Raw genomic sequence first — 16480 nt, 5'->3', positions numbered from 1 at the left:
CTTTAGACGCACTGCCAAATTTACATTATTAGTTCTTCGCATCTCCAAGTAAGTGGAACTGGAAGCCTGCTTTTTCCCATGCTTCGCGGTTTAGACAGTTTTTCGTATCGAATACGATTTTGCTTTTTGCATTTAATGTTGACGGATCCAACTCTTTGAATTCTTTGTGATCTGTCAGGAACACTAAAATATCAGCTTGCTCCAACGCTTCCTGCATGCTTTGTGTTTGTGTTTTATGTTTGTTTTGCTTAATGTGTGGGTCATGTGAAACGACAGTTAAGCCTAGTTTCTCTAACTCATCGATTACGATTGTCGATGGGCTTTCACGCATATCATCAACATTTCCTTTGAATGCTAAACCTAATGCAGCAACAGTTGCACCTGCAATACCGTTTTTGTTTAAAATCGCCTGTGTTTTTTGTGCTGTGAAGCTTGGCATAGAATCATTCGTGTTACGTGATAAATGAATGATTTGGGCTTGTTCCCCGCCTAATTCAACTAAGAACCAAGGATCAACCGCGATACAGTGACCGCCTACACCTGGTCCTGGGAAATGGACGTTTACACGTGGGTGATAGTTCGCAAATTTAATTGCTTCCCAAATGTTCACATCTAATTTCTCAGCCATTTTAGCCAGTTCGTTCGCAAATGCAATGTTTACATCACGATATGTGTTTTCCATTACTTTTACTAATTCAGCTGTTGTTGCATCTGTTAAATGAATTGTACCTTTAACAAATGTTTCATATAGTTCTTTTGTAAGTTCTGCTGATTTTTGTGAAATCCCGCCAACAATACGGTCATTGTTTACAAGCTCTTCAAAAATGCGTCCTGGAATTACACGCTCTGGAGAATGGGCTACAAATAGTTCTGTCCCGATCTCTAAACCAGACTTCACTAATTCAGGCAGCATTACATTTTCTACTGTTTTTGGTGGTACTGTTGATTCTAAAATAACTAAATCGCCCTTTTTCACGAAAGGTACGATTGAAGCTGTTGCTTGACGAACATATTCTAAATTCGCTGTATTGTCCGGATTGATCGGTGACGGTACCGCGACAATATACACATCCGAAGCGACAGGTGTAGTTGATGCTGTTAAAAAGCCTTCATCTACCGCTTTGTCCAGGCGCTCCTGTAAGCCGTTCTCCTCAATATGTAATTGTTTATCCTGAATACTTTTCACAGCTGCTGGATTCACATCAACACCATGTACCTTTACGCCGTGATTTGCGAACATTACCGCCGTTGGTAAACCGATGTATCCTAATCCAACGACACAGATTGATTTTGTCATGATCGTTTCTCCTTCACTTTCAAAAAAGCTATATCTCATTGTTTGATTATTGTATAATTTGTTTCACGCATTTTGCCTGCATTCGCTATCAATAAAATGATTAACTTCATTTAATACAGTTTCAAAATTCCGTTCCTTTATAAGACGGAATGGTTGTTCAAATGGTTGCCTGTAAATGCTTGAAAATTAGTCCTGCATTACAGTATACAACTTTCTGCTCGCTGTGTGAAATAGTTTTTCTTTTTCAAGCAGTTTGGTGAAAGCTTTCCTATTAATTTTGCCTTTGAAAGGGATTGTTATACTAATTGGTGAGAAATGATCTGTAATAAACAAAAACCCCATTAGCTAAGATCAGCTAACAGGGTTTAGTTTAAATGGGCACTCACGATGCGTAGCCTCCAGTTAATCGTTCCTTTTCCGCAATTAAATTGTGGAACAATGCTTCATCACGTGATTCGAGCGCTTCATCGATTAGACGGGATAAGTTGTTTTCTTCTAAAGCCCGAACAATTCCTTCCACTTCTTCATCGAATACCGGTGACGTTTCATTTTTTAATGGTGTTACGTTACTTGATACATTTTCAATAATCGGCATTAAATACTCATGTACATTTGATACGAGTAAAAGCTGATAAAGCGGGAGACGCACGAAACGGTTGCCGCGCTGGAATACAAAAACTTCCGATAAGTTTTCGACTTGCAGTGAGTTTAAGTCAATAATCATTTCTTTCCCTTCAATCGGGATGAAATGAAAAACTTCCTCATCTTTTGTAATCGAAAAGTATTGATAAGCAAAGACTAAGCGTAATTTCGTGCCTGTCATTTTTGTATAAAAAGGCTTCATAAATTGTACTTGAATCATGGGAATTCCTCCTTCACTTATTTTGTTGGCATTTATCCGAGTCATAAGACCTAATTTCATTTATCATATGGGTGCAATCATTCAGGTGTTCTTGAATATTAAATCAATTTCTCTGTTGCTTATAGTTTCCCCACACTTTCCACATTTCAAACCTTTTAAAAAGTGCTATTCGCTTAAAAAATTTATTCAATGTCTCTTCACATTACCGATTTGTCCGGATTCGTATTATAATGGAAGGAACGACTTTTTTTCTTCCTTCACCTTGAAGGATGTTAAAATTTCCAATGCAATTAATTATTAGGGAGGGGAAACCCGTTTTGAGTTTATCTTTTTCCGAGATTGCCCATGCACATAAAGACTTTATTCAACATACATTACAATCCTTTGAAGAACAGCTTCTCCCTTCAGCAAATGAAGATGCAGAATTGGTGACACGCGCCATGTTCTCTGTCCGTAATCAGGCAATCAAGCCTCCGCACTATTCAAGATTCAGTCAAATACTGGTATGCCAAATCCAGGATGTCAATACAGCGGAAGTGACAATTAATTTTCCGGATCGGCAGATTAGCTGCAGCTGCCCTAAAAAGGAGCTGTGCCGACATCAACTTGCGGTTATTTTAAAGCTGTCGCAGTATTTTATTTCACTGCAGCAATGGCTATCTATTTGGCGTTCTAAAAGATCCGTTCCGCTCCAGTCTTTAGCGTCAGAGCGCAGTCCGGAAAACTGGCAGATGATGGCTGACGAAGTGCTTAATTATGCAATTAAAGGTCCGCAGCCATTGGAGCCGTATACGTTATCGGGCTTAATTGAGAATATTCGTACTAAGCTTCAGCGCCACCGCCCTTATGAGCAGGAATGGCAGGAGCTGTTTAACTTGTTTATGGATATCGCTGTTTCGAATCACTTTCTGTTACACGCAGTCAAAACGAAAACAGATCTGAGCCATCATTATGTTCAGTTCTTTTTGGAAAATACGTTAAGCCGCATACAGCGATCGATTGATACATTAAGTAAAACAACAAGGCTGTTTGCAACAGAACCATTTTTTGATGCAATTCAGAAGAATGTCCATAAGATTCTTTTTATCGAAAAAGGAGCAACAGCATTCCGGTTGTCATTGTATTTGCAATTTTGGACTAAGCTATTTAATGAGCAAAAGCGCTTAAAAAATGAACTGGCTCTTTTGGAACAAAGCGATGATAGCAACACAGATATCGAATTGAATGTAGTAAAATCCATTTTTTATATTTTATTAAGTTCCCCGCCACAACTGGAACAAGCAGTCGAAACAATGAGTGAACATAATGTGGAAGGGTTTATCGACATAGCCCAATATGCATTACAGAAAGACTTTGTTGATGAGGCGACTGTTATTTTAAAAAAGGCCCTTCCTTTTTTACAGACGTTTGTGCAGGATAACTTATTGCCGATTCGTCGCCAAAAATTTACGCGTAAACTCGATCACTTATACGGTCAAATTCAATTACGTGAAAATGAGGAGCTCACACTGTACTCTTCGTTTGGCAGATATGGGATTGAGTCGTTTTCAAACTATTTACTGCGTCAAAATCGTTTGGACGAGTGGGTAGCACTGCATCAGCTATATCCTTCATCGATTCCTTATTTAGACCAGTGCGGTTTAAAGGATGTTGTTGCACAGTCACCTGAAACTGCGCTTCCTCTTTACCATTTTTATGCGATGGAAGAAATTCAGCAGAAATCGCGGCAAAATTATAAGCAGGCAGTCCGCATTTGGCGTGCCATGAAATCGGCTTCCAAAAAAGCCGGAAAACTCGACTACTTTACAGCATATATTGAAGCCGTGCAGCAGCAGTACAAACGTTTGCGTGCACTGCAAGAAGAGATAAATAAAAGCAATTTACTCATCTAGATTATGTATTTTGCTAATAGGAGGTGACATTGCGTTTACCGCGCAACGATACAATGCAATATTTATTTAATACGAAGCTACCCTTTCTAAAAGTCTTTCGCATAAAGCTTTCAGCGCTGCGTCCCGGTTACTTCCGCGCTACTGCGTACAATAAAAATGATTTAATTTTACCGACAGCCAATTGGACTCCGTCACTCTTTTTCAAATTTGAGCAAAGTTTTTACGGTCTGCACACTTCATTGGAAGAGCGTGATTTAATCATATCGGCATCTCATTTGCTAGACGTTCTGTCACCTGCAAATCGTCATCCGTTTTTGGATTTCGCTGCGTATGATGATGAAACTGTGAATCACTTTCAAACAATCCAAACGACATTGCCGCTTTGGAATGACCCAAAGCTTTGGCAGCAGGTAACTGTAACAGAAGAAGGCTTTTCATTTTCCAATGACCTATTACAGCATGCAGTTGAACAAAAACTGATGGATGCCGGGCTTTCTAAAGACGATACGCTTGCACTGATTCCATTTTTCCAAAATGGCGGCTGGCCGATGCAAACTTCCCATGTTTTCGATGGTGTGAAGGTAGCACTGCGTTTAAGTGAGCCAGAGGAAAATGAAGAAAACTGGCTGTTGGAAACGGTGCTTATTAGTCCGAATGCCGCAAAACATTGGACACCTGCTTCATCAAAACTAAAACTGCCAATATCGGATGCACTGCCGAAAAAATGGAGTGCGATTGCTAATGACATTGAAGAGCTGCAAAATCAAATAGTTGATTTAATTCAATTAAATGCTGAAAGTGCGCAGTTTATTCATACACAATTCAATGATCAGGAAGTACGTGAATTTTTACGTCTCGAACTTACTAAGTTACAAGCTTTAGGCTTTGATGTGATTTTACCGGCTTGGCTTAAAGAACTCCGCCAATCGAAAATGCGTGTACGTGTCAGTGCAAATAACCAGTCGGCCCGCAGTGTTGCAGGACTGGACGATATTTTGACATTCAAATGGCAGTTCTCCATGAATGGTGAGGAAATTTCCGCTGAAGCCTTCCAGAAACTCGTTGATGAAAAACGTGAATTTGTCCGTATTGGCACGGAATGGTTCCGTATTGATGCAGAATGGCTCAATGAAATGCGTGAACTGATGGATCAGGCAAAGGAAGAAAATTGGACAGTACGCGATTTACTGTTCCGTGAGCTGCCTGAAACTTTAACAGCTCCCATAGAAGACGATATGGAAGATGATGCCGAGCGTGATGATCCGTTATTTGCATTTGAAATGCAGCAATCCCTGCAGACGTATATCGAGCAGCTGCAAAATAAAAAAGGTCTGCCGAAAGTAGCTGTACCTGTAAAACTTCATGCCGAGCTACGTCCATACCAGCAGGAAGGCTTTGAATGGCTTGTTTTCATGCGTGACCAGAAATTCGGTGCCTGTCTGGCAGATGATATGGGACTTGGTAAGACTGTTCAGCTTATTACGTATATGCTCCATACTGTTTTAGTTCTGCAAATCGATAAACCGACCTTAATTGTGTGCCCTACATCGGTTGTCGGCAACTGGCAAAAGGAACTTGCTCGTTTTGCTCCTGATCTGGAAGTTTATACACATTACGGGCCCCGTCGTTTAAAAGGCGATGACTTGACGAGCTATATTGCAACACAGCGGCCGCATGTTATCCTTTCGACATATGGTACGGTCACTCAGGATGCAGATGACTTACAGATTATCGACTGGGCAACGGTCGCTTTGGATGAAGCGCAGAATATAAAAAATATGCAAACATTGCAATCCCGTGCAATACGGAAATTAAAAGGCGAGCATCATATTGCATTAACAGGAACACCTGTTGAGAATCGTCTTTCCGAGTTGTGGGCCATTTTTGATTTTATCCATAAAGGATATTTAGGAAGCTTCACAAGATTTACCGAAAACTTTATTACACCAATTGAACGTGAAGAATCGGAATTCCATAAACGTGTTTTGCGGATGAAAATTCGTCCGTTCCTATTGCGTCGTTCAAAACGCGATCCCGAGCTTCAGCTGAATTTACCTGATAAACAGGAATCCCTTGAATTTTGTGCTCTTACACCTGAGCAAGCAGCACATTATGAAGGCTATATTCAGGATACTTTAGCTACTCTTGAAGAGCTCACTGGCTTTGAGAAAAAGGGACGTATTTTGAAAATGCTCAACAAATTAAAACAGCTGTGCAACCACCCTGCCCTGTTTTTAAAAGAACCTTTTGAAGATGCCAATTCAATGGTTTCCCGTTCTGTAAAGCTAAAGCGCATTATTGAAATGACAAAGGAAATTATAGATAATGGCGAACAATGCTTAATTTTTACACAGTATATCGGAATGGGTAATTTAATTCAGCATTGTTTAACAGAGCTTTATAATGTTGATGTACCGTTTTTAACAGGAAGTATGCCAAAAAATCAGCGCGACAATTTAGTCGATCAATTCCAGGCAGGAGAGTTCCCTGTATTTTTACTGTCGCTTAAAGCTGGCGGAACAGGTCTTAACTTAACAGCAGCTACGCATGTGCTCCATGCCGATCGCTGGTGGAATCCCGCGGTCGAAAATCAGGCAACAGACCGGGCATACCGTATCGGACAAACACAATTTGTGCAAGTGCATAAGTTTGTGACGATCGGGACGATTGAAGAAAAAATCGATAAAATGATTGCAATGAAATCCGCGCTATCTGAAGAATTAATTCAATCAAGCAAATGGTTGACTGAACTTGATGATTCAGAACTCATGGATTTACTTGTTCTTGATACAGGCAATATAAAATAAATTAGAAAGAGTCTACTTTTACGCCATGAAGTAGACTCTTTTTTATGCTTACTTCACTACTTTATTCAGTTGTTATAGGATTGTGAGAAAGAATGATTACTACTGCGCGGTCAAACAGCAGATTTGGGCATTTCACCTCCTGGGTATTTTTGTTTTATCGGAGAGGGAAAAGTTTACGGTTGGTGCACGAGTTTGATTTCTTGTTCTGGAAGCACGAAATCTTCGGCAATCGGGGGCGTTGTCTGGAGCTTTCCTGCTTCACCCGGCGCTTTTAAAGCATAAAACTGCACTTCTTCTGTTTGGACTTCCATCGTGTATACTTTCTGATTTTCACGATTCACATATGTCCTTGTCTGCAAGCGTCCCTTAATGCCGACGAGCGAGCCTTTCCCGCAATATTTTGCCATCAGCTCAGCAGTTCTCCCCCATGCGACACATTGCACAAAGTCAACGTCAACCTTCCCTTCACTATTTTTGAAAGGACGGTTAGTAGCAATGCTAAAATATGCCCGAACCCTGCCTTCAGATAAGTGCCTGAGTTCCAAATCTTTCGTCGTTCGCCCTACAATCCCAACTTGATTCATTCATTGACCTCCTTTCTTTCGAAAATTAACTAAAGCATAGCCGAACCCTGCCTTTTTTAGCAAAAACCGAATTTAAATTTTTCGGCTAAAATATTGATTCAAAAATACCTTTTCGCCTATATGGTATTTCACTCATTTTAATGAGAATGCTGATGTAAATGGACTTGTAGATAATATTACAATTTGCTGAAATTGGCAGTTTCACATTTTTTGTATGTTATACTTTTACATAAGAAAATTGAGGAGGGATTTAGAAGTGAAAACCTTTAAAATGCTTGCTTTTGATTTATTACTAAACGATGAAATAAAAGAAATTCCTTTAACAGACGGCATTATTATTAATCAGGAAAATAGCCATAAAATGTGGATTTTAGAATTGTTTACAGCAGATACATATTACGATTTTTTCCAAAACTTTGTTACTTCCGGTGAAGTGCTGGATGCGCGTGCCATCATTTCGCTACCGGACAACGAGCCTGCCCCATTCGCTGTTGTCGTACATTCGATTACAAAAGTAGGAGATAAAATTTCGGTACTTATTAAAGGCCGTTTAAAAGCTCAGCGCAAAAAATATGCCGAGTTATTATTGGCACAGCTGCTTGAAGATGGTTTGAGAAATGATGAGCTGCTAGAGGCATTTGACCAAGGGATGCGCAATCGCCCTTCATTACAGAAAAATAATGAAGAGGACGGAAAGTAGTTTTTTGATATTTAAATTGATTTATAAAGGGTCATTTACTTCAGTTTTCTTTGTAGAATTAACGCTTTCGGAGCATTTGTCATTCCTCACCCTGTATCGTATATTCAAGGGGAGGTGAAGTTTATGCAGAAATCGCAGCATCATCTATATATAGAAGTATTAGCTAAAAGGGTTTTGCCCGTTGATATGGAAGCAAGTGCGATCCAGCAAGAGTTTCGGCGCTTGGAGGTTGGATTTGCAGGCGAAATGAAGTTGAAGCAGGCTCTATCCGATTATTACTTTAAAACAGACCATCATATCTTCTACAATTTTGAATGCATGAATGATAATGGCTTTTCCCATCAGATAGACGCTATTTTAATGACGCCAGATTTTATAGTAATTTTTGAAGTAAAACTGCTGTCCGGAGTTTTATTTTATAAATCCGCGCAGCATGAATTTTACCGCATCCACAACGAAAAACGTGAAAACTTCCGAAACCCCCTTGATCAAGTTTACCGGCATCAGCTATTTTTGGAACAATGTTTGCGAAAATGGCAATTCACTATCCCAGTGTATTTTGCTGTCGTCATCGCAAACCAACAAGCTATTTTAGATGAATCTTTGGAGAAGTTTCCGATTTTTCATATTAGCGGTGTTCCAAATTTTATTGAAAACCTATATCGTAATACTGCAAACTCCAATGCAAATATGAGTCTGATCGTTGCCAAACTGAAACAGCTTTATCAGGCCCTTCCCCTTCGTAGTTCCATTAGTTCGAATAGGTTAAAAAAGGGTGTTCTTTGTAGACAGTGTGACTATGAAAATTTTATGGTTTATCATTACGGAACGTTTACATGCAATATTTGTCGGGCTAAAAGTCGGGATGCCATCTTTGAAACCCTTTATCATTACCGAGTCTTAACAGGCGCTAAAATTTCTAACCGGCAATTCCGTGAGTTTTTTGGAATAGCAAGTATTAAAACCTGTTCGAGTATTTTATCAAGACTAGGGTTCGAAAAGTATGGCTCAAAAAGAGGAGCATACTACATTATTCCGGAGAACATTTTATCCTGGTCAAAGAAAAAATTGTGATTGAGGATTATTTAATCTGAAATGAGGATCATCCCATACTAAGTGAGGATTATCTGCTCCGTTTTGAGGTTTAAATATTGTATTAACCTGACTCAAGTGAGGAATAACTTGCCACGCCAAATTAAAAAAACCAGTGCCCACATAAAGTGAACACTGATTCCCTCTTTAGACTAGTGATTATCTACGTGGTCTTTATCCTTTCGATCATCACGGTCTTCGATGATATCTTCCTGGTTTACCGATGGAGCTCCTGGTGCAGTTGCGCCATTATCACCATTTGGTCCGCTTGAACCATTCGGGACATTTGAGTTCTGATTGTTGTCAATCGTGCTCTCATTTGTTTGTCCATTCATGTCATTTTGACCGCTACGCCCATCTGTGTCTGGATCGACTGTATCAACCGTGTCGTCAATAACGTCACGTGTGTCATCCATTACATCGTTAACACCGTTTTCAACATCGTTTCCTAGATTGTCATCTCCAGCGTTGTCATTTGTATTACACGCTGAGAGAAATAACAGTGAACCAAGCGAAAGTGCGACAAGTAGTGCTGATTTTCGCATAAAAAATTCCCCCCTTTCCCATATGCAATCATGAGTCAATCACTTCGTGTGATCGTACATATAGTGCCCGGGAAAAGAAGGATCTATCCTACAAAAAATTGAGGTTATTTCAATTTATCTTTTAAGAGCTGTTCAACATAAGCGGCTTCTGCTTTACAGTCGAATTTGTAATTTGTACCTAATTGTTTCTGTAATTCAGCAATTTCCTTCTTTTGCTTTTCTGTTGGCTCTTCACTTAAAATTTTAGCAATGACTTCATCCATTTTCTTAGCAATTTCTTCATGAAATTCAGGGCTAAGTAAAATGTCTGCCGGTATTTTATCAATCCAAGCGGCATTTTCTTTAAAATACGTTTGCCAGCTTGCCATATAGTCTTCCATCGAAAATTTTTCTTCATCCCAACCAATGCTTGCTAAATAAGCTTCAAACGACGTCGATATTGATCGTGTAATACTAATTTTTACGCCTGAAGACAGTTGTTTATACATCTATTTTAAAACCTCCTACGTTTAAAGCCAAACTTCGCTCATTGTTTACAGGCAAATGAAAACCCATAAAAGGTGAACACTGGCAATCGTCCCACACCTATCTTATCTCATTGGGAGACTTCTGCTTAAAGAAGTTAAAGATTTTCTTCAACCTTTATATTTTATAATCTTTGAGTTCCAATTGCAAATCGCCTTATTTTGGCTGTACAGGTCCAATTGCAAATAAAATCTCACACTCACAAACTAGCTCGCCATCTACTGTCGCAGTACCGCGGCCTTTCCCCATTTGCCCGCGCAATTTCAAAAATTCCACTTCAAGCTTCAACTGATCGCCCGGTACGACTTGACGCTTGAAACGGCAACTATCAATCCCAGTTAAAAATACTAGACGCCCTTTATATTCTGGTGCATTTAATAATGCAACACCACCTACTTGCGCAAGTGCCTCAACAATTAGGACACCAGGCATTACTGGATAGCCAGGGAAATGTCCGTTAAAAAATTCTTCGTTGATCGATACATTTTTCAATCCAAGTGCGCGCTTTCCTTCTTCGATTTCCAGAATGCGATCAACTAATAAAAATGGATAGCGATGTGGTAAAATATTTTGAATTTGCTCTGCGTTTAACATTAAAAAATCCCCCTTGTTTCCTCTATAATATTATGTAGATAATTGTTTATTTTTATGTATGTTCTGGTAAAGCGATGCAAATATTGGAGAAAGAACCTGGAATTTCAGCCGGCTTTTTGCTCCAATAAAAATTAGTAAACTAAATTTTTGCATATTTGCTGTAAAGGGATTGCTCGGAAATGGCTTTCCCGACAATCCCTCTACTCTTTACCATTTATAATATCGAGAAGATGCTGCCATGTTTCCAACTTTAAAACATCCGATGCTGCGCCGTCCCCTAAAACACTGTAGCCCACAACCAGTCCTACAATTACTGCTACTAAAAATAATAGAATTACGATTATTATCCGTAGCCAGATTGGAAGCAGTCGAAGCCGAACCTTACCAATAGGCTGATCCGTTTGCGGCTCCGAAACGTTCTTTACGCGGCGTCTCGCCTTTTTGGCTGCAGGCTCTTTTTGCTCTGTCTGTGTCTCTAACTCATTCGTCATAAAACTTCTCCTTAACAATGTCGCACGTTTAGCGAATACCGTTAATTAACCCAAGCATTTGGTCTGCAATTGTAATCGCACGTGTATTAAATTGATATGAACGCTGTGCTTGAATTAAATTTGTCATCTCTTTTGATACATCTACATTCGACATTTCAAGTGCACCTTTTTGAATACCCACTTGACGATTGGCACCTTGCAGATCTGTCAGTACCTGCGCTTGCGTGAAGCCAAGTGCATCCAGATTTTCCGGTAAGCCAATATATGTCCCGCCTTGCAGTTTTTCCATTACATTTGGTTTTTGCAGTTCAGAAATTCCAAGCTGGAACTTTAGCGGTGTGCCATTTTCATAGCTTGCCACTAACGAACCGTCTGAATCCATCGTAAAGCCTGTTACATTATCCGGGAATGTAATTGGCTGTCCATTTGCATCTGCAACTTGGTATCCGTCACTATTTACAAGTGAAAGAATGCCAGGTTCTGTCTGTGTAACATAGAAGCTACCGTTACGGGTATATGCAGTTCGCACATCGCCTTCTTCACTTTGCATTAACACATTAAAATATTGATTCTTTGTTGTTAATGCAAAATCTAAATCGCGGTCTGTTACTTGCAATGATCCCTGTGTCTGATTTGATTGGATTAATCCGATCTGTGCACCGACACCATAACGAATGCCTACAGGTGTGTCTCGGACAGTGCGGTCTAATTCATCATTATTAAATTGCTGATACAGCATTTCCGTAAAATTTGCCTGCTGTGCTTTATAGCCTGTTGTATTACTGTTTGCGATATTTGTACTGATTGTGTCCAACTGATGCTGTAGTTGAGATAATGTATTTGTCGCACTCACCATTGTACGTAACATTTCCCGCACCTCCTTAATTATACGAAAATTCGTCAGCTAATGAAAATAATCGCTATTCCTTGTTTAATTAACTCGTCCAATTTCATTAACTGCTTTTTCCATGCTCTTATCGTAGGCCTGCAGCACTTTTTGGTTTGCTTCAAATGCACGGTATGCAGTTAATAGATCTGTCATTGCTTTAGAAGCATCGACATTGGAGCCTTCTAAATATTGCTGCTGCATAGAAAACTGTACATTTGCCTGTCCATAGGCAGATGGTAGATCGACACCATCCAATGTATTAAATAACCCATTGTCACGCTTCACAAGTACGTCAGGGTTTCCAGAAAATGCGACACCTAATGTTCCGATCTGCATATCATTTTCGTCAAAAATCGCCCCGTCCGAACTGATGCGAATATTGTCGTTATCAAATTGCAGTCGTTCCCCATTTGCATCCAATACGAATAGTCCTTGGGGGTTTACTAAGTTCCCCTGCCCGTCCAGCGTAAAATTCCCGTTACGTGTATAGCTTTCTGTTCCGGATTCATTTTCTAAGCGGAAGAATATTTGTCCTGAATTTCCCGATGTTTCGTCAGTGGGCATCGAACTATTGATAAGCGCGATATCTGTATTTAAACCGGTTGAATAAATCTGACCTTGCGTTTGGTTCGGCATTGTTTCCTGTAAATAAACACCCGCATTCACCGCACCAACCGGATTAAGATTCTTTACTGTAAACCCGTTTTCAGTCGGAATTGTTGTCGAATTTACTGCCGACATCAACATATCCGGGAAAGAACGAATTGTCGTTTGGTCTGATTTAAAGCCAGGTGTATTGGCATTGGCCATATTATTCGTTAAAATTTCAGTTTTACGTTGTTGTGCAACCATTCCTGTAGCTACTGTATAAAAACCTTTAAACACTCAATTCACCTCAAATTATGCCGTATTTATCATTTATCGGCAAAAAACTGATAATTATAAGTAATATAACTTATTTATTTACCGCGCGATCAATATTGTCCAACATAATTCCAGTCCCAACTGCCACACAGTCCATTGGGTTTTCAGCAACAAATACAGGTACTTTCAACTCTTCGATTAACAGCTGATCAATCCCATGCAGTAACGCACCGCCGCCTGTTAAAATAACGCCTCGGTCAATGATGTCGGCCGATAATTCAGGTGGTGTTTTTTCCAGTACGTCTTTGGCTGCCTGTACAATCATACTAACTGATTCACGTAATGCGTGCTCAATCTCTTCTGAATTGATTTCGATTGTTCTCGGTAAGCCTGTAACCATATCACGGCCGCGGATATCCATAGTATCATCGCGTCCACCAGGGAATACTGTACCGATTGTAGTTTTTATATTTTCTGCTGTACGTTCACCGATCAACAGCTTGTATTCTTTCTTTATGTATTGCAATATGTCATTATCGAATACATCTCCAGCAACTTTAATCGATTCGCTCGTTACGATATCGCCCATTGATAATACTGCTACATCCGTTGTACCTCCACCGATATCAACGACCATATTACCGCTTGGCTGGAAAATATCCATACCTGCGCCAATTGCAGCTACTTTTGGCTCTTCTTCCAAATAAACTTTTTTGCCGCCTGATTTTTCAGCAGCTTCACGTATTGCTTTTTGCTCTACCGATGTAATATTTGTCGGACAGCAAATTAAAATGCGTGGCTTTGATAAGAAACCTTTAACGTCCAATTTATTGATAAAATGTTTTAACATCGCTTCTGTTACATCGAAATCTGCAATTACGCCATCCTTTAATGGACGAATTGCGACAATATTCCCCGGTGTACGTCCCACCATTTGACGTGCCTCTTCACCGACTGCCAATACTTTATTTGTTTTTTTATCGATTGCTACTACAGATGGCTCATTCAAAACTATCCCTTTTCCTTTTAAATGAATCAGCACATTCGCAGTACCTAAATCAATCCCAATATCTTTAGAAAACATGTTTCATTATTCTCCTTCCGCCCATTTGAACATGTATACGATTCTATATATGTCTATCTTAGTTATTTTATCATATACAGTGTTGAATTACATCAATATTGTGGGAAGGATTTTCCTTTATAATGGTTTAAAATGGTAAAAATCTAAAGTAATAATCACTAAAAAAAGCATTTAGTTGTTATAAAAACAGACTAAATGCTTTTTTCTTGTTGCTTTGTAATCCACTTTTTACGTGTTGCTTCACCACCGCGTAAATGGCGAATCGATTTGTTATAGGTTAAAACTTGTTGTACTTGTAGCGCAAGTGGTTCATTCACTTGTTTTAGCCGCTCTGTCAAATCTTTGTGTACAGTACTTTTAGAGAATCCCGTCATTTTCGCGAGTGCACGCACGGTTTCACCTGTCTCTACCAACAGTTCACCCAAACGAACGCAGCGTTGCCGAATATGTTCGTGCACGTCCTCTCCCTCTCCACTTCTAATCTAAAGAGCCTTGCTTCTTAATATTTCACCTTATGTGAATAGGCTCTTAATTATTCGGAGTAGTTTGCAGGATTCGTTGTTAACTTACTAAAAATATATCCGAATTCATCCATTTTGCTAAATAATCAAAAGGATAAATATTTGTTCGGATCCACCAGTACACCATCTTCCATTACTTCAAAGTGTAAATGAACGCCAATGTTTGGATTCCATTCATTTTCTTGTGAAGTAGCAAGCTGATCGCCTTGTGAAACTTGATCGCCTTGTTTTACAAGAATATCTGCCACGGAGTTATAACGTGTTTGCATACCATTTGGATGTGTAAGAGTAATGCTGTTGCCCGTAAATGCATCCATTTTTACTTCTGTCACTTCTCCGCTCATTGCAGCAACAACTTCAAAAGGCTCGCTGTTAATTGCGATAGAGACCCCTGTAGATGTTGTGAACACTTGATTAAATACAAGCAATGAGTTTTCGCGTGTAGCTTCATCTTTTGAGACGTCATAAAAATCCTGCAAAACCGTTACTTCATTTAAGTATTCTTCTTTGAATGGATACTTCAAAGTTTCCGTAACAGTCGCTGTTGTTGGAACAATCGACTGGTCGGCTGGGGCAGAAACTTCTTCCATCAGTTCCTGCTCATTTTGACTTTCGTACAATGCATTAAAACTAAAAATAACTGCCACAATCATTACTGCCATACCACCGTATACAGCCGGCCAAAACCACCGTCTTTGCATAACTGGTTTCTGAGAAGGCTTTTGTTTAACTTCTCTCATATTCATCACCTCAAATGGAAGTGTGTACAAGAAATTGGAAAGTTAAACATTATTTTTTACAATAATTTATCGATTTTAATGTTGTCGATGGATAGTAATGAGAAAGGATATTTTCCGCCGTTAATCCCCCCTGTGCCATCGCGTTTGCTCCATACTGGCTCATCCCTACCCCATGCCCGTATCCATAAGTTTTAATCGTTATACCGGTCGCTGTCGGTTCCCATGTGAAATTCGTGGAGCGTAAGTTTAAAAGTGTGCGCAGTTCTCTACCCGACCATGTTTTTTTATGGATGGTAATTTGCTCGATGCGGTTCGTATCGTTTCGCTGCAGCTTCGCATTTTGAAGCTGGGCCCTCGAGAAATTCTGTTTGAGTTTTTTATTTATTTCTTCAAATGTATACGTTATCTGTTCTTGATTTAATTGTTCAGATGAAGTGGTTGCTGTTAAGTAGGGAACTGGATTTCCACTATAGTTTTCCGCAGACTCGGTATATTGATAGGATGATGCATGAAACATGGCTGTAATCAGTTCATCATTATAAGTAAGAATTTGGTTGGCAGTTTGATTGACGGCTTCTGTTATTTTCTCTTCATTTTCTGCAAAAGTAGTTTTCCATTTTTCTTCTCGTAGTTCCTGATCATTGTAGACTTGATGCGCTGTCGTTGTGAGGATCGGCTTTTTCCCATAATCGGTCTGCTTCAATACATAAGTCCGGGAGGCTATCGCCTGAGCTTTTAATGCTTCCACATGAAAACTTGCCGGCATTTCCCCCGCAATTACACCAATTAAATAATCTTCAATCGGAACGTCAGTATTATTCACTTTAATAAATAAAGGACAAGTAGTAGATTCCGTTGATTCAGTAATGGAGTTTTGTTTCTTAGACTTTAACGTGAAAGGGACTAAAAACAATAGGACGCCAATGATAAAATAAATGATAATTTTTTTCATGAGACAGTATATGAGCTTGCAATAAGAATATGAGTTCATTT

17 protein-coding genes are annotated in these 16480 nt (G+C 39.4%); 4 read left to right on the top strand and 13 right to left on the bottom strand.

Translation table 11 applies throughout. From position 1 onward, the window contains the following. Positions 1-28: 28 nt before the first annotated feature. Both AC6CH1_RS00850 and AC6CH1_RS00845 read right to left on the bottom strand, forming a co-directional pair. A complete protein-coding gene (locus tag AC6CH1_RS00850) occupies positions 29-1297 on the bottom strand; it encodes a nucleotide sugar dehydrogenase (protein ID WP_427711354.1) in 1269 nt (422 codons plus the stop codon). 382 nt (positions 1298-1679) lie between these two features. Further along, positions 1680-2159 (bottom strand): IDEAL domain-containing protein, encoded by a 480-nt coding sequence (locus AC6CH1_RS00845; RefSeq protein WP_079524668.1) that lies wholly within the window; start codon positions 2157-2159, stop codon positions 1680-1682. A gap of 317 nt (positions 2160-2476) precedes the next feature. On the opposite strand from AC6CH1_RS00845, the gene AC6CH1_RS00840 reads away from it, so the two are divergent. After that, positions 2477-4051 carry an SWIM zinc finger family protein gene (locus AC6CH1_RS00840; protein WP_498316011.1) on the top strand — a complete coding sequence of 525 codons (1575 nt, stop codon included), beginning with the start codon at positions 2477-2479 and terminating at the stop codon, positions 4049-4051. Positions 4052-4080: 29 nt separating this feature from the next. After that, positions 4081-6858, top strand: a complete 2778-nt coding sequence (locus AC6CH1_RS00835) for a DEAD/DEAH box helicase (protein ID WP_498316009.1) — start codon at positions 4081-4083, stop codon at positions 6856-6858. 173 nt (positions 6859-7031) lie between these two features. On the opposite strand, the gene AC6CH1_RS00830 is transcribed toward AC6CH1_RS00835, so the two are convergent. Continuing rightward, complete coding sequence (locus AC6CH1_RS00830; protein WP_498316007.1) at positions 7032-7442, bottom strand: single-stranded DNA-binding protein; 411 nt, start codon at positions 7440-7442, stop codon at positions 7032-7034. Between the two features lie 256 nt (positions 7443-7698). Here AC6CH1_RS00830 and AC6CH1_RS00825 point away from each other — a divergent pair, with 256 nt between their 5' ends. Continuing rightward, positions 7699-8142 (top strand): YwpF family protein, encoded by a 444-nt coding sequence (locus AC6CH1_RS00825; protein ID WP_413079018.1) that lies wholly within the window; start codon positions 7699-7701, stop codon positions 8140-8142. A gap of 123 nt (positions 8143-8265) precedes the next feature. Continuing rightward, positions 8266-9216 carry a nuclease-related domain-containing protein gene (locus tag AC6CH1_RS00820; protein ID WP_498316005.1) on the top strand — a complete coding sequence of 317 codons (951 nt, stop codon included), beginning with the start codon at positions 8266-8268 and terminating at the stop codon, positions 9214-9216. A 170-nt stretch (positions 9217-9386) separates the two neighbouring features. Here the strand turns inward: AC6CH1_RS00820 and AC6CH1_RS00815 are convergent, their stop codons facing one another. From AC6CH1_RS00815 to spoIID, 10 genes are all read right to left on the bottom strand, one after another. Then, entirely contained in the window at positions 9387-9779 is a 393-nt protein-coding gene (locus AC6CH1_RS00815; protein WP_251689842.1) for a hypothetical protein, read from the bottom strand. Positions 9780-9883: 104 nt separating this feature from the next. Then, a complete protein-coding gene (locus AC6CH1_RS00810) occupies positions 9884-10267 on the bottom strand; it encodes a hypothetical protein (RefSeq protein ID WP_087615657.1) in 384 nt (127 codons plus the stop codon). 193 nt (positions 10268-10460) lie between these two features. Continuing rightward, positions 10461-10898 (bottom strand): 3-hydroxyacyl-ACP dehydratase FabZ, encoded by a 438-nt coding sequence (gene fabZ, locus AC6CH1_RS00805; RefSeq protein WP_079524660.1) that lies wholly within the window; start codon positions 10896-10898, stop codon positions 10461-10463. A gap of 200 nt (positions 10899-11098) precedes the next feature. Continuing rightward, positions 11099-11389: a DNA-directed RNA polymerase subunit beta gene (locus tag AC6CH1_RS00800; protein WP_498316003.1), complete on the bottom strand. Its 291-nt coding sequence runs from the start codon at positions 11387-11389 to the stop codon at positions 11099-11101. Between the two features lie 28 nt (positions 11390-11417). Then, complete coding sequence (locus AC6CH1_RS00795) at positions 11418-12257, bottom strand: flagellar hook-basal body protein (protein ID WP_251689844.1); 840 nt, start codon at positions 12255-12257, stop codon at positions 11418-11420. A gap of 63 nt (positions 12258-12320) precedes the next feature. Further along, entirely contained in the window at positions 12321-13163 is an 843-nt protein-coding gene (locus AC6CH1_RS00790; protein WP_498316001.1) for a flagellar hook-basal body protein, read from the bottom strand. Positions 13164-13233: 70 nt separating this feature from the next. Beyond that, positions 13234-14226 carry a rod shape-determining protein gene (locus AC6CH1_RS00785; RefSeq protein ID WP_251689846.1) on the bottom strand — a complete coding sequence of 331 codons (993 nt, stop codon included), beginning with the start codon at positions 14224-14226 and terminating at the stop codon, positions 13234-13236. A 191-nt stretch (positions 14227-14417) separates the two neighbouring features. Next, on the bottom strand, positions 14418-14684 hold the full coding sequence (locus tag AC6CH1_RS00780) for a sporulation transcriptional regulator SpoIIID (RefSeq protein WP_008404436.1): 267 nt from the start codon (positions 14682-14684) through the stop codon (positions 14418-14420). Between the two features lie 149 nt (positions 14685-14833). Continuing rightward, positions 14834-15487 (bottom strand): M23 family metallopeptidase, encoded by a 654-nt coding sequence (locus AC6CH1_RS00775; protein ID WP_251689847.1) that lies wholly within the window; start codon positions 15485-15487, stop codon positions 14834-14836. 49 nt (positions 15488-15536) lie between these two features. Beyond that, a complete protein-coding gene (gene spoIID / locus AC6CH1_RS00770) occupies positions 15537-16439 on the bottom strand; it encodes a stage II sporulation protein D (protein ID WP_498315999.1) in 903 nt (300 codons plus the stop codon). Between the last annotated feature and the right edge of the window lie 41 nt (positions 16440-16480).

Source organism: Solibacillus sp. GQ1, assembly GCF_059758555.1.
The sequence above is the reverse complement of the archived record's forward strand: the minus strand, read 5'-3'. Positions and strand labels throughout refer to the sequence as shown.